Origin of the sequence: Limosilactobacillus gorillae (assembly GCF_001293735.1) — a bacterium.
GTDB classification, from domain to species: domain Bacteria; phylum Bacillota; class Bacilli; order Lactobacillales; family Lactobacillaceae; genus Limosilactobacillus; species Limosilactobacillus gorillae.
Genome location: NZ_BCAH01000047.1, coordinates 1 through 13,682, shown reverse-complemented (window position 1 = coordinate 13,682; position 13,682 = coordinate 1). Strand labels below are relative to the sequence as shown.

Annotated in this window: 11 protein-coding genes; 3 read left to right on the top strand and 8 right to left on the bottom strand. The window is 47.0% G+C overall.

Annotated features, from left to right (window positions below):
* Positions 1-138 precede the first annotated feature (138 nt).
* Positions 139-1,014: a metallophosphoesterase family protein gene (locus AOQ57_RS07695; protein ID WP_093626797.1), complete on the bottom strand. Its 876-nt coding sequence runs from the start codon at positions 1,012-1,014 to the stop codon at positions 139-141.
* A 350-nt stretch (positions 1,015-1,364) separates the two neighbouring features.
* On the opposite strand from AOQ57_RS07695, the gene AOQ57_RS07690 reads away from it, so the two are divergent.
* From AOQ57_RS07690 to AOQ57_RS07680, 3 genes are all read left to right on the top strand, one after another.
* Positions 1,365-2,591 carry an MFS transporter gene (locus AOQ57_RS07690; protein ID WP_093626795.1) on the top strand — a complete coding sequence of 409 codons (1,227 nt, stop codon included), beginning with the start codon at positions 1,365-1,367 and terminating at the stop codon, positions 2,589-2,591.
* Between the two features lie 104 nt (positions 2,592-2,695).
* Entirely contained in the window at positions 2,696-4,075 is a 1,380-nt protein-coding gene (locus tag AOQ57_RS07685) for a hemolysin family protein (protein ID WP_093626793.1), read from the top strand.
* Positions 4,076-4,312: 237 nt separating this feature from the next.
* Positions 4,313-5,539 (top strand): MFS transporter, encoded by a 1,227-nt coding sequence (locus tag AOQ57_RS07680; protein WP_093626791.1) that lies wholly within the window; start codon positions 4,313-4,315, stop codon positions 5,537-5,539.
* Between the two features lie 66 nt (positions 5,540-5,605).
* On the opposite strand, the gene AOQ57_RS07675 is transcribed toward AOQ57_RS07680, so the two are convergent.
* Genes AOQ57_RS07675 through pdhA form a run of 7 tightly spaced genes read right to left on the bottom strand, consistent with a single transcriptional unit; the run spans position 5,606 to position 13,499 of the window.
* Positions 5,606-6,475, bottom strand: a complete 870-nt coding sequence (locus tag AOQ57_RS07675; RefSeq protein WP_093626789.1) for a LysR family transcriptional regulator — start codon at positions 6,473-6,475, stop codon at positions 5,606-5,608.
* Between the two features lie 14 nt (positions 6,476-6,489).
* Positions 6,490-7,611: an SGNH/GDSL hydrolase family protein gene (locus AOQ57_RS07670; RefSeq protein ID WP_093626787.1), complete on the bottom strand. Its 1,122-nt coding sequence runs from the start codon at positions 7,609-7,611 to the stop codon at positions 6,490-6,492.
* A 53-nt stretch (positions 7,612-7,664) separates the two neighbouring features.
* Positions 7,665-8,684 (bottom strand): lipoate--protein ligase, encoded by a 1,020-nt coding sequence (gene lplA / locus AOQ57_RS07665; protein WP_093626785.1) that lies wholly within the window; start codon positions 8,682-8,684, stop codon positions 7,665-7,667.
* Between the two features lie 28 nt (positions 8,685-8,712).
* On the bottom strand, positions 8,713-10,119 hold the full coding sequence (gene lpdA, locus AOQ57_RS07660; protein WP_093626783.1) for a dihydrolipoyl dehydrogenase: 1,407 nt from the start codon (positions 10,117-10,119) through the stop codon (positions 8,713-8,715).
* A 6-nt stretch (positions 10,120-10,125) separates the two neighbouring features.
* Entirely contained in the window at positions 10,126-11,412 is a 1,287-nt protein-coding gene (locus AOQ57_RS07655; RefSeq protein WP_093626781.1) for a dihydrolipoamide acetyltransferase family protein, read from the bottom strand.
* Between the two features lie 15 nt (positions 11,413-11,427).
* The gene (locus AOQ57_RS07650) at positions 11,428-12,405 is read right to left on the bottom strand and encodes an alpha-ketoacid dehydrogenase subunit beta (RefSeq protein ID WP_093626779.1); all 978 of its coding nucleotides are present in this window, start codon (positions 12,403-12,405) and stop codon (positions 11,428-11,430) included.
* Positions 12,406-12,407: 2 nt separating this feature from the next.
* A complete protein-coding gene (gene pdhA, locus AOQ57_RS07645) occupies positions 12,408-13,499 on the bottom strand; it encodes a pyruvate dehydrogenase (acetyl-transferring) E1 component subunit alpha (protein WP_093626777.1) in 1,092 nt (363 codons plus the stop codon).
* Between the last annotated feature and the right edge of the window lie 183 nt (positions 13,500-13,682).

Here is a 13,682-nt window from a genome sequence, read left to right as displayed (position 1 = left end):
GCAAAAAGAAAGAGAAAAGGTCAAAAAAAGAACCACCGTAGGTGCTTGAGTGGGGCTTTCCTCCCATCACTAAAGTGACGGGTATCCAGCCCATAATATATCAATGAAAATTAGGTACACCATAGGGTAGTTTCTCCCTCACTTATAGGAATGAGGATATTCTCGCCAATTATGGATAAAATCTTCATACTCACTTAAGTAGTGATGCTTTTCACTCACCGCCGCCACCAGTTCTTGATTATGCGTGTCCACCCGGCCAGTTTTTAACTGCCGCAAGAAAAGCTCTTGATAGGGTAGGTCATGATCAAGTGCCATCTGCCAGTCCCGTCCATGGTCGTAGGCAACGTGACGATAGTTTAAGCCGGCAATTCCCTGATCATCCAGTTCCAAAAGAAGGTACTGAGCTCGAGTGTCTTCTTGAAGGGACCACTGCCGGTTAAAGGGTTCGCCTACCGAGCCAGGGTTTAAGACCAGGCGTTCATCAGTAGCATAACGCATCAGTTCGTGGTGAACATGAGCATAAATGGCAACTTGTGCCACCTTAGCCTCACTCTGCCCAGAAAATAATTGATCAAAATTTTCGGCCGGTTTTGTTGGAAAAAGGGCCTGCCCCATGTTTAAATTGGGCAGGTTGTGGCAAACGGTAAATGTATATTTACCGACTTGTCGGGTTTGTTGCAGGGGCCACTTTGCCATTTCCTCAACCACCCCCGGCTTAACCCGGCTGGCAACATATTGAGCCAGGCGACCAAAGTAGAGACGGGAAGGCTTAGTGGGCTTGATTCTACCCGCAATTCCGTTAATGACTAGGTCATCCCAGTTCCCCCGCACAATTAACGAGGGGTTCATTTGACAAAACAGCTCCCATACCTCATTGACTCCTGGTCCCGGCATCAGTAGGTCCCCAACAAACCAGTAGTCAGTCGCTCCTAACCGCTTAGCATCTTCATAGACAGCTTTTAATCCGGTCGCCGTCCCGTGAACATCTGAGAAAACGGCAATTTTTTCGACCATACATTCTCAACCCTTCCTGTTTACTCTCTTGGATAGAATACCACATTCACCGTTGGCTTACTTAAGAAAAGTGTTAGAATAAAGAAGCATTTGAGGATGTGACACTAATCCATAATTTCGCCGTCATATTCCCCCGCTGTGATAACTTTATCACGGTCTCTTATTGGTATTCAGTAAGTACGACAGCCTTTAAGCTCTTCTCTGAATACCTTATGGTTGGGGCTGGATCGAAACACTACCAGTAACCGTCCTTCTCGTCGTTTTAACGCTACCTGTCTTTTGGAGCTACCTGGCCTGCCAATGCCACGCCTCCGTTTTTCTTTTCTTTAAGGAGATGAATAATAAGTATCATGGATGCTAACCTTGCTAACGAACATTTTCCAACTGGCTGGCACAAAACCTTTTATACCCTCTGGATCGGTTGCTTCATTACCGGAATGGGGTACTCAATGACGATGCCCTTCATTTCCCTGTTCATTAACGAATTGGGTAATTTCTCCCGTTTTCAATTAAACCTGTATTCCGGACTTGCTTTTGCAATGACCTTTATTTCCCAGGCAATTGTTTCCCCCTACTGGGGATCCTTAGCCGACCGTAAGGGACGTAAGTTAATGTGCATGCGGGCTTCAGGAGTAATGGCAGTTACAATCTTTTTAACCGGCCTTTCAACCAACGTTTGGATGATCATTATCCTACGCTTCCTACAGGGTGCTTTTTCGGGCTACATTAACAATGCCACCGCCCTCATGGCCGGTGAGACCCCTCACTCCAAGTCAGGATGGGTGATGACAGCAATGATGACAGCTGGGGTTACCGGTAACCTGGTTGGTCCCCTTCTTGGTGGGGTCCTATCTGGTTGGTTTGGCTACCGGATCCCCTTCTTCATCACTGGGTTCTTAATGTTAGCGGTCTTTTTTGCAACTTGGTTCATCACCAAAGAACACTTCACTCCAATTACCAAACAAGCGCTAAAGCCAATGAGCGAGCTAATGCACCAGATCCCAAACGTTAAACTGATTGTTGTCATGTTCATTACCACGATGATCGTTCAATCATCGGTTATGTCAATCGACCCAATCGTGTCCCTGTACGTTAAAGAATTAATGCATAACCATGGTAACATTGCCTTTGTAGCCGGAGTTGTGGCGGCTACCCCTGGACTCGGTAATTTAGTCGCTGCCTCTAAGGTGGGGCATACCATGGATAAAATTGGCCCCGTTAAAGTTTTAATAACTGGACTGTTAGTCGCCACGATCTTATTCATCCCCATGATCTTCACTAAGTCGCCGTGGCATCTTGCCTTTTGGCGCTTCCTATTAGGTCTCGCCAACGCCGCCTTACTTCCAGCTGCACAGACAATTCTAACCTTAGACGTTCCCCAAGAAGCATTTGGACGCGTCTTTTCATACAACCAGAGTTTTCAGGCGGCGGGGTCCGTCTTGGGTTCGATGATGGGATCCATGATTTCTGGTCTATACTCATACCCAGCCATTTTTGCGGTCACAGGTTTAACCTTGCTGGTTAACCTCCTACTAGTTCTCTTCTTTGCCAAACGACCAGGAAAGGGCGCCGCATAGTCAAGGAAGTTTCTCTTCTTCGGGAGAAACTTTTTTCTTTTAGGTCGTAAATTGCTATAATAGTACTTAGACTTTACAAACCCGAAAGGATGATTTTTTTATTCATGGAAACAGAAAGTACCAGTCCCGCGATATTGGTGATCATCGTTGCCATTCTTGCACTTGCAGCGTTGTTCACCCTTCTCGAGTATTCCTTAATTAAGGTTCGACCAACCGAACTGAGGACAATGAAGCAAACCCGTAAGGTCACCAGCGCCTTACACATGCTTGACCACTTAACGGAATATCTTTCGACGGCCCAAGTTGGGATCACCTTAACGTCACTGATCTTAGGGTGGGTCGGGGAAGGTTACATCACCGCTTTAATCATTAAGTGGCACTTGTTACCAGACGCTGTGGCCCACGATCTGTCTTCAGTGATTGGGATCTTGGTCTTCACTTTTCTGCACGCTGTTTTCACCGATCTGGTGCCAAAAAATATCGCCATCGACAAACCTGTCAACATTCTCCTGGCGATTGTACACCCGATTATGTTCTTCCACGTGATCTTCTTCCCACTGGTGTGGATTTTTGACCGTTCAGCGGCGGCCATTACTCGCCTACTCGGCTTTTCCATCCACCCCGATGAAGACATCTACACTCAAAACGAAATTGTCTCCCTCTCCCAAGAGTCTGAAAAGGCTGGGGAACTAGACCGTGCCGACGTTATGTTTATGGAACGGGCCTTCAAGATGAACGATAAGGTGGCCGGTGACATCATGGTCGACCGAACTCAATTAGCAGTCATTGACGTAACGGAAACGATCGATGATGCCGCCCACCTCTATTTCGAAAAGAAGTACACTCGCTTCCCGGTCGTTGCCAACCATGATAAGGACCATATCCTGGGTTACATTTTCTCTTACGATATCATGCGGCAAAACCAGATCAATCCCGAAGAATCAATTCGGGCAATTGTCCGGCGGATGCCGATCGCGTATGAGAACCAGCCGATTATCGATGTCTTACAGATGATGATTAAAAAGCAGGTTCCGATGGTTATTGTTCAAGACGAATACGGTGGAACCTCCGGAATCGTCACCGATAAGGATATTTATGAAGAGCTCTTTGGGACCATTGGCGAAGAAATCGATCACGTTCAGGCTGATATGATCGAAAAGACTCAGCCAGATTCCCAGGGGAACCCAACCTTTAAGGTTTCCGGTAAAATGCCCCTTGATGATTTTATGCGCTACTTTAAGGTTACCATTCCTCAATTTGAGCAAACCCAAGTCTCCACTTTGACAGGATTCTTCTTGGAACAGCAATATGATCTAAAGGTTGGCCAGCCAATTCGGGTGGAGAATTTCTCCTTCACCCCTCTTGACCTGGAGAATGCCTACGTCAATGAGTTCCGGGTTACCAAAATCAAAACCAAGGCAAAAGCTGCTAAGTCACCGCACCAGAGAAAGGTCCCAGTTCCAACCAGCAACGGTGCTAAATAAAAAACCATTCTACTATCAATTAAAACCATACTAAGCGAAGAAGCCATCACACTGAAGTGCGGTGGCTTTTTACTTTTTTTAACTTCCATTAACCAAAAGACGAATAATTATAAAGCAGATCCTCCTTTACTTCGTTTTCTTTCTAAATTTAACTTGTTTAATCACTTGGCTGGTGGCATAATGTTGTCAATACGAAATAAAGGACGCCCGTGAGCGCCCATTTTGGAGGAATTGAATATGGAACAAACAAGGATAACCCGGCAAAGTGAAATGACCACGAACGAAAAGTGGGTGCTAGCTTCTACAGCTGCGGGCTTTTCGCTTGAAAATATGGATATCATGATGCTTTCCTTTGCCCTCGCTCCGATTATCACAACTCTCCACATTTCTAGCGCAGCTGCTGGATGGATCGGTTCAATCACCAACCTTGGAATGTTGGCAGGTGGTGCAGTTTTCGGCCTTGTCGGTGATCGCATTGGTCGTGTTAAGACGTTCTCTTACACGATCTTTATTTTTGCCTTTGCAACGGCTGCCATGTTTTTCGCCCACTCCCTACCGATGATTTACCTTTTGCGTTTCTTAGCCGGAATCGGAGCCGGCGGTGAGTACGGTGTCGGGATCGCCTTAATTGCGGAAAACTTTTCTGAAAATCAAATTGGTCGAATGTCATCTGTAGCCGCAATCGGAGGACAAACAGGAGCCATTTTTGCCGCTTTGATGGCTGCCTTGATTATCCCACGCTTTGGATGGAATGCCCTCTTCTTGCTGGGAATCCTGCCAGTTGTCCTAACTTACTTTATCCGACGCCATGTCCAAGAATCAACCAGCTTCTTAACCGCTCAAAAGAGGACCCGGGCAAACCATGAAAAAATCGCCCTCTCCCGCCTCTTTGCAACCCCGGCCCTCACCATTCAAACTCTTGGCCTAATGGTGATGACGATTGTACAAATCGCCGGCTACTTTGGCCTAATGAACTGGCTTCCTTCAATCGTTCAAAAGCAACAAGGGTTATCGGTTTCTAGTTCGTCACTCTGGATGATCGCAACGATTTTGGGAATGAGTCTGGGGATGGTTGTCTTCGGTAATGTCTTTGACCGGATGGGACCTCGGGTCGCCTTTGGAATTTTCCTGATTGGGAGCGCCTGCGTTATGTTCATTATCCTCATTATCAAATCTGCAGCCGCCCTTATCTTAGCCGGAGCACTGATTGGCTTCTTCTCCAATGGAATGTTCGGAGGATACGGTGCTACCATCTCTCGTCTCTACCCAACGGTAATTCGTTCAACGGCTAACTCAATAATCATGAACGTCGGCCGGGCAATCGGGGGCTTCTCTTCAGTCGTGATTGGGATCTTAATGGACCACTACAGTCTAACCGTTACAATGGCTTGCCTGGCGGGGTTATACATCCTTAGCTTCATCGTTTCTCAAACCCTACCGGGGATTCGCAAGTTACAACACTAATCTTATTTGACCATCTTAAAAAGCCTTCTCGTGTAAACTGAGAAGGCTTTTTAAGATTTATAATTCTTACATTCCAAGCTGTTGAAGGAACTTCTCAACTGCTGGCGATAAAATGATATTTTTACGCCAGGCTAGAATGTGTCCACTTGTCTTACGAGGGGAAAAGGGAACAAAGACCAGTTCTGGATCCTTGTACATTTCATAAACCCCCCGAATCCCAAGGTGATAATAATGATGATTGACAATTAGATCACGCGAAACCAGTGGAAGGTTAACAGTGATCGGAATGTGTAGCTTAGTTTGATCCAGTTTCAAAACATCACTAACTGAATCACGCATGATCCCGCGTCGCCCCATAATTAAAGGCAACTTATACAGATCCTCGCGGGTCAAAACGTCTCGCTGAGCTAGCGGATCATCCTTTTGCATGATGATTCCCCACTCCTCCTTAACCGGCAGGCGAATGTAATTATACTTAGCCGCTTCTACCGGCTCCACCAGGACAGCGATATCCGCTAGTCCCTGATCAAGGCGTTCACACAGACTATCACCATCACCGTCAAACAGGGCAAATTGAACCCCTGGATGCTCCTCCCTAAATTTAGCCACCATGTCCATCATGTACTTTCCCACCCCGGTTTCCACAATTCCGAGGCTAATGATGCCCGTCAGGTCATTTTCTTGCTGATGAAGCTCATTTTCAGCCTGTTCTAGCAAGGCCAAAAGGGTGGTTACCTTCTGGTGAAAGAGCAACCCAGCCTGATTAAGGCTCATTTGACGGTGCTGCCGGTCAAAAAGCTGCACCCCTAGTTCCTTTTCTAAATCCATAATCTGACGTGACAAAGTTGGCTGGGTGACGTGAAGTTGCTCCGCCGCCCGGGTAATATTATTTGTTTCAGCAACCTTCATAAAATATTTTAAAACACGAATATCCATTCTTCACTTCCTAATTAATTCAGTCCTAGTTCATCTTTAATTCGTGGCCATAACAGCCGAGCCAGGTGTCGCCCCCCCACCGGACTTAGGTGTAGATGGTCACCAAAGTCATCGGCCGGGTTTAAAACGGCTACCTCAGGAGCCGTCATCGCATCAGCGGTATCAATGATCCACGCTTGCCCCCTCAACCATTGATTAAGGATGAGGCGCTTTTGGTTAACCTCTTTTTCACCAGGCTTAAAGGCTGCCGGATCACCTGGTAGGCGTAACGGAGCTAGGGTTGGCAACAAAAGTATTTGTCGTTCTCTGGCAAAGTAGTCCGCTAGCCTTTGATAGGCCTTTATTAAGGTTGCCACCTCCGGAACGGGCTGTCCACCACCTGGATTGGCAAGGGGTAAGAGAAGATCGTTTCCCCCAATCAATGCCACTGTCAACGATGCTGGTTCGGTAGTCACGTCCGCCAATCGATTCAGCAACGCCGGGCCAAAGGTCCTTTCTGGAAGCTTGTTTTGGGGCTCATCTAGTACAAGACGGTTTCCTGAGATTCCAGTCATCCGCCAAGTAATCTGCCCTGGGCAATCGCGTTGACTCAACTCGAACATCCCCGCCGCTAGCATCCCGGTTTCAACTAGCGAATCCCCCGTCAAATTAACCGTTGTAACTGCTCGATCACTTAACACCTCCAGTCCAGCAAACGAGAACCAAGACTTACGAATTTGCCAACGATCGTTTAAGCGTGGAACCTTGTCAGCTCGGCGCGTAATTCCGGCACTAACCCAACTTGCCTCGTAGGTACACGCGTAATCACAGTAGGTTTGCTCTTGTTGAGCAACCATCAGCACATAAACGGGCTGACCCGCCACAATCGTCAGGGATGCTTCATTAGTTTGAGCCTCTTGCCCTGGTTGAACGGTGAGCGCCCCTAGTTCAATTGACTCCGTAAAGGTAGGAGTATCTGAAATCGCAATTCGCTCAAAGGTTAACCGTTGGACACCAAAGCGATTGGTTAAGCATAATCGAACCCGTGAACCGGCAATAAAAGGGGTTATTTTAATCACCTGGCTCAACTGGGGGTAGGTAAAGGGGCTGGCACGGAAGTCGTGAGGTGCTTGGTAGTACGCACTTTGCCATTCCATAACTGTTCCTCCTAATATAAATAAAGGGGACCATCTCGGTGGCCCCCTTTATTTTATTCTTGCTTGGAAAGTAGTTCAATCACTTGGTTAGGATCTTCACCGGTAAAATACCTATTTAAGTCAAGTTTTTGGAGCACCCCTTTAATGGTTGCCGGGGTATAAGCTACCCCTTGGAGCGCCTCTTCAACTTCATGAACGTCACCGGTTCCAAAGAAGTCACCATAAATCTTTAGGTTAACGATCTTCCCCTCTTCAACAAGGAAGCGCGCATCAATTGTTCCGGAGTCAAAGTGCCGGCGCTTTTGAATTGTGAAGTCTGGGGACTTTCCGTAGACCCAATCCCAATTCTTATACAGACGTCCCTCAATTTCATCAATTGCTTGATTATCTTCTGACGTCAGCTTATATTCGTTAATCTGGGCATCCTCAATCTTATTAACCTTCCAAATCCGCTTAATTAGCTCATCGCGAAATTGCTGAGTGGTTAAGTTTTGGAATTCTGGCTTTAGGTAAGGCATGATATTAGTCACCCGTGAGCGAACCGACTTAATCCCCTTTGATTCAATCTTGTCCTTTGGAACGGACAACGCATCAGCAACCACATCCGTGTTGACATTATACATCAACGTTCCATGACAGAAGGTTTTGCCTCCCCGTGTGTACATGGCGTTTCCAGAAAATTTCTTACCATCAATAACAATGTCGTTACGGCCGGTCGCCATCGCACCAGTAGCGCCCATGTCGTGGAGTGCATCCACAACGGGCTTTACCAGTTGCTTAAAGTCGCCGAAACGAATCTCATTAGCCGGAACAATGAAAGAAAAGCACATGTTTCCCATGTCTTGGTACATCGCTCCCCCACCCGACAGGCGACGGGTGATGGTCACCCCATGTTTCTCACAATACTCTTGGTTGATCTCTTCCAAGGTATTTTGGTTTCGTCCAACAATAATACAAGAGTCTTCAATGTAGAAGAGCATAAAAGGGGGGGTGATTTGATCACTGTTCATCAGGTACTGTTCCGTTGCTAAATTTCGACGAATGTCGTTTGATTTCATCGCTAGGTATTGCATCGTATCCTACTTCCTCACATATCAATTATTAGATGTTGGTTGGGAAGCCCAAAGCAACATCAGCCGCGTCCATAACTCCTTCAGAAAGGGATGGGTGTGGGTGAATCGTCAAGGCAATATCTTCCACTGTACTTCCTGATTCAATGGCTAATGTTAACTCACTAATCATATCAGAAGCACTGTCCCCAATGATTTGAGCCCCAACCAAGACACCACTATCCTTTAAGAAAACAAGCCGGACAAAGCCATCCGTTGCCTTCTTAGAAACGGCGCGCCCGTTAGCAGAGAATGGGAACTTAGCAGTTTGAACATCCAGCCCCTGTTCCTTGGCTTGGGCAGCAGTTAACCCCGTCGTAGCAATTTCAGGATCAACGTAACAGACAGCCGGCATTGCACGATAGTCAACGACGGATGATTGCCCGGCAATGGCTTCGGCAGCAACCTTTCCTTCGTAGGATGCCTTATGCGCCAAAGCTGCTCCAGCAACGATGTCACCGATCGCAAAGATGTCTTCCTTGTTTGTCCGTCCTTGTGCATCAACTTTGATTAGACCGCGCTCAGTGGTTTCAACCCCCACTTGTTCAAGGCCAATTTCTTGGGTGTTTGGCTTCCGTCCAACGGCAACAGCTACGTAATCGGCTGTGATAGTGTTAACTTTGCCATCTTGCTCGTAAGAAACTTCGACGGAATCCCCATTGTCCTTGGCCTCTTTAGCCATAGCCTTAGTAATGACTGTAACGCCGAGGGATTTGAACTTCTTTTCGGTAATCTTAACTAAATCCTTCTCATAGGCGTTTAAGATTGAATCGGTTCCTTCAAGAATCGTAACGTGAGTACCAAAGCGAGCGTATGCCCCGGCAAGTTCACTACCAATGTATCCCCCACCAATGATAACAAGTTCCTTTGGTAAATCAGTTAATTCAAGCACCCCGGTTGAGTCAATTACCCGACCACCAAATTTGAAACCTGGGATTTCAATTGGGTGGGAACCCGTTGCGATGATCAGATGCTTAAAGGTGTACGTTTGGGCGTTGTCGCCGTCAATCACTCGCAAGCTATGGTCAGTCTTTAAGAAAGCAGACCCACGAACTACGTCAATCTTATTTTTCTTAAAGAGGTAAGCAACCCCATTGGTCATTCGGTCAACGACACTCTTGCGGAACCCCTGAACCTTTTCCCAGTCTAACTTAATGTTCGAAGCGGAGATCCCTTCATCTTCATTTTCAAGGGACGTCCGGTAGTTTTCGGAAACTTGGATTAAGGCCTTGGAAGGAATGCACCCAACGTTTAAGCAAACCCCACCTAAAGTCTCTTCCTTTTCAATAACAGTTACCTTTTGGCCAAGTTCAGCAGCGTGAACAGCGGCCACATACCCACCAGGGCCAGAACCGATAACAATCGTATCTAAATCAATTGCGTAATCACCAACAACCATGACTAATTATCCCTCCATTAACAGTAATTCTGGGTCACCAAGAAGTTCCTTCATCCGGTTCATTGCCCGTTGAGCGGTTGCTCCGTCGATCACCCGGTGGTCAACAGTCAGGGAAAGCTTCAGAACCTTAGCTGGTTCGATGTGGTCATCCACAACGATTGCTTCTTGAGAAATCTTACCCATTCCGATAATAGCAACTTCTGGCCAGTTAACGATTGGTGTAAAGTGGCCCCCACCAATGGAACCAATGTTGGTAATTGTCATCCCGGTGTTACTCATGTCAGCAGCGCTGAGCTTGCCGTCCTTAGCCTTAGCGGTATTTTCACTAATGGCATCAGCAATACCAAATAGGCTCAGACGGTCGGCGTGCTTAACATTTGGGACGAAGAGACCACTATCGGTATCCGTTGCGATCCCAACATTGATGTAGTCACGGTAATTAATCTGCTTATTTTCCATGTCAACCTTCGAGTTGAAGACAGGGAATTCACGCATGATAACTGCAAGAGCCTTGGTCATGTAAGCCATGAAGGTCAGGTGCGTTCCGCGATCAGCCGCAAGCTGCTTAAATTTCTTACGGTGGTCCCAAAGCTTATCAACAACTACCTCATCAAAGACCGTGATCATCGGAATCTGGTCCTTGGCGGTTGTCATTGCCTTGGCGGTGGCTTTACGGATTTGGCTCATCTTTTCAGCGTGTTCTGGCCAACCTTCAGCAGCAACTGGGGCCGGAGCTGGAACGGTAGCTGCTGGTGCTGGCGTCTCTTGAGCAGCTGGTGCTTCAATGGCAACCGGAGCACCATTGAAGGCATCCACGTCAGCCTTTAAAACCTGACCGTGACGACCAGTACCCGTAACTTGGTGTAAATCAACACCCTTTTCACGAGCATACTTCCGAACAGCCGGCATTGCTAATACAGGAACGGAGTGGTCTGCTTGAGCTGAGACAGCACCTTTGGCGGCCGGTGCAGCTGGTGTGGCTGGCGCTTCAGCTGGAGTTTCCTCAGCAGCTGGTGCTTCTTCAGCACTTTCGTCGACATTCCCTTCACCATCAGCAACCTCGATTTCAACCAGCGGGTCACCAAGTTCAGCAGTTTCGTCTTCTTGAACTAAAATCTTTGTAATCGTACCTTCAACTGGTGATGGGAGATCTTCTGAGGACTTATCATTTTCAATGTTGACTAAGTCCGCATCCTTGGCAATGTGGTCACCTTCTTTAACGTGCCATTCACCAATGGTCCCTTCAACCATCCCTTCACCAAGTTCTGGTAACTTGAATTGGTATTTACTCATTTCAGATCCACCTCACTAGAAATTAACGGTCTTCTTAACAGCGGCGATGATATCGTCCTTGTTTGGAAGCCAAGCACCTTCGGCGTCACTGCATGGGTATGGAGTGTCCGGTGCAGAAACACGAGCAATTGGTGCATCCAAGGAAAGAATTGCGTCTTCGGCAATCAAGGAAGCAACGGAAGCCATCACACCCGTTAAGCGTTGTGCTTCTTGAACGAGAACCACCCGACCAGTCTTCTTAACTTCATTTAAGATTGTCTCTTCGTCAAGTGGAGCAATTGTCCGAAGATCTACGACTTCAGCATTAATGCCTTCTTTAGCAAGGTCTTCAGCGGCGTTGAGACTTTCCCGTACCATGTACCCGTAGGTAATGATGGTAACGTCAGAGCCTTCACGCTTAACCTCAGCCTTATCCAAAGGAACCGTGTATGCTTCATCCGGAACTTCTTGACGGAAGGAACGGTAAATCCGCATGTGTTCAAGGAAGAAGACAGGATCGTCAGAACGAACGGAGGAGATCAGTAGCCCCTTTGCGTCGTATGGATCAGATGGAACAACTACCCGTAGACCAGGAACTTGGGCCAGTAATCCTTCAACGTTGTCTGAGTGTAATTCGATGGCGTGAACCCCACCACCAAATGGTGCCCGAATGGTAACTGGGCAAGTCCGGGAACCAGCGTGACGGAACCGTTGACGAGCCATTTGACCAGCAATTTCATCAAAGCATTCAAAGATGAAGCCTGAGAATTGAATTTCTGGCACTGGACGCCAGCCTTGGGTTGCAAGCCCGTTTGCTAAGGCAATGATTCCTGATTCAGCTAATGGAGTATCGAAAACCCGCTTGTCGCCATACTTCTTTTGGAGACCATCCGTTGCACGGAAGACACCACCGTTATTACCAACGTCTTCACCAAAGACAAGAACTTTATCGTCACGAGCTAATTCTTCGTCGAGGGCGTTCGTGACCGCCTGAACCATCGTAATCTTAGCCATGATTATTTGGCCTCCTTTTCTTCGTATGCGTCAATTTGACGTTGAATAGCAGCAGGAGTCTCAACAAACTCGAACTTCAGTAAGTCGGACGCCTTTTGTTCTGGTTGGCTTTCAACTTCCTTAATTGCGTCATCAATTTCCTTAGCAACTTCTGCGTTGTAGGCTTCTTCCTTGGCATCGTCCCAAAGGCCCTTGTCGGTCAGGAACTTCCGCATCCGAACCAATGGGTCCTTTGCGTGCCATTCATCCTCTTCTTCCTTTGTCCGGTAACGAGTTGGGTCGTCACCAGAAAGGGTGTGTGGTCCGTACCGGTAAGTTAAGGTTTCGATCAGAACTGGGCCATTGCCTTCTGTAGCGTATTCACGTGCTTGCTTAGCAGCAGCGTAAACTGCAAGGGCATCCATCCCATCAACAACCATTGAAGGAATCCCAGCAGCAACACCCTTTTGAGCCAGGGTTGGCGCTGCTGTTTGTAGCTTACGTGGGACGGAAATTGCATAACCATTGTTTTGAACGATGAAGACGGCTGGTGCGTGGAAAGCCCCGGCGAAGTTAATCCCTTCGTAGAAGTCCCCTTGCGAAGTACCACCATCACCCGTGTAGGTATAGGCAACGTTCTTCTTGCCGTTCAATTTAATTCCTAAGGCAACCCCAGCAGTTTGTGCGTACTGAGCACCAATGATAATTTGTGGTGGCAGTGCGTTTAATTCTTCTGGGTAGTCATTAGCGTTGTAGTGACCCTTGGACCACATGAAACCTTTTGCTAATGAAAGACCGTGCTTAACCAATTGTGGGATGTCACGGTAAGCCCCTAAGAGGAAGTCACCCTTATCCATTGCAAAATTGGAAGCCATCTGACTAGCTTCTTCCCCCGCGGTTGGGGCAAAGAAACCTAATCGACCCTGCCGGCTAAGTTTAGCAGTTTGGTCACCAACAAGTCGGGACCAAATCATGGCCTTAAATAATTCTACCAATTCTTTATCGGTAAGATCTGGCATTAAGTCCTTATCAACAACCTTACCATCAGTATCGAGGACCTGAAGAACCTTGTACTCAGGGTTGTGCTTAAGGCTTTCAAAGTCTAACTTTTTCATTATAGTGCCCTCCTTAAAGTAAAAAGGATAATTAAGTTACCGCTTACACAGTTTATTATACACACTTTTCATTTATCGTAAACATCGTTAATCATTGAGCATGTGATCAAAAAAAGCGTCATACGGGGGATTAACCTTCTTTCCTTTGAAAATACTTATTTTTTTGGCAGATTGTAAGAAATA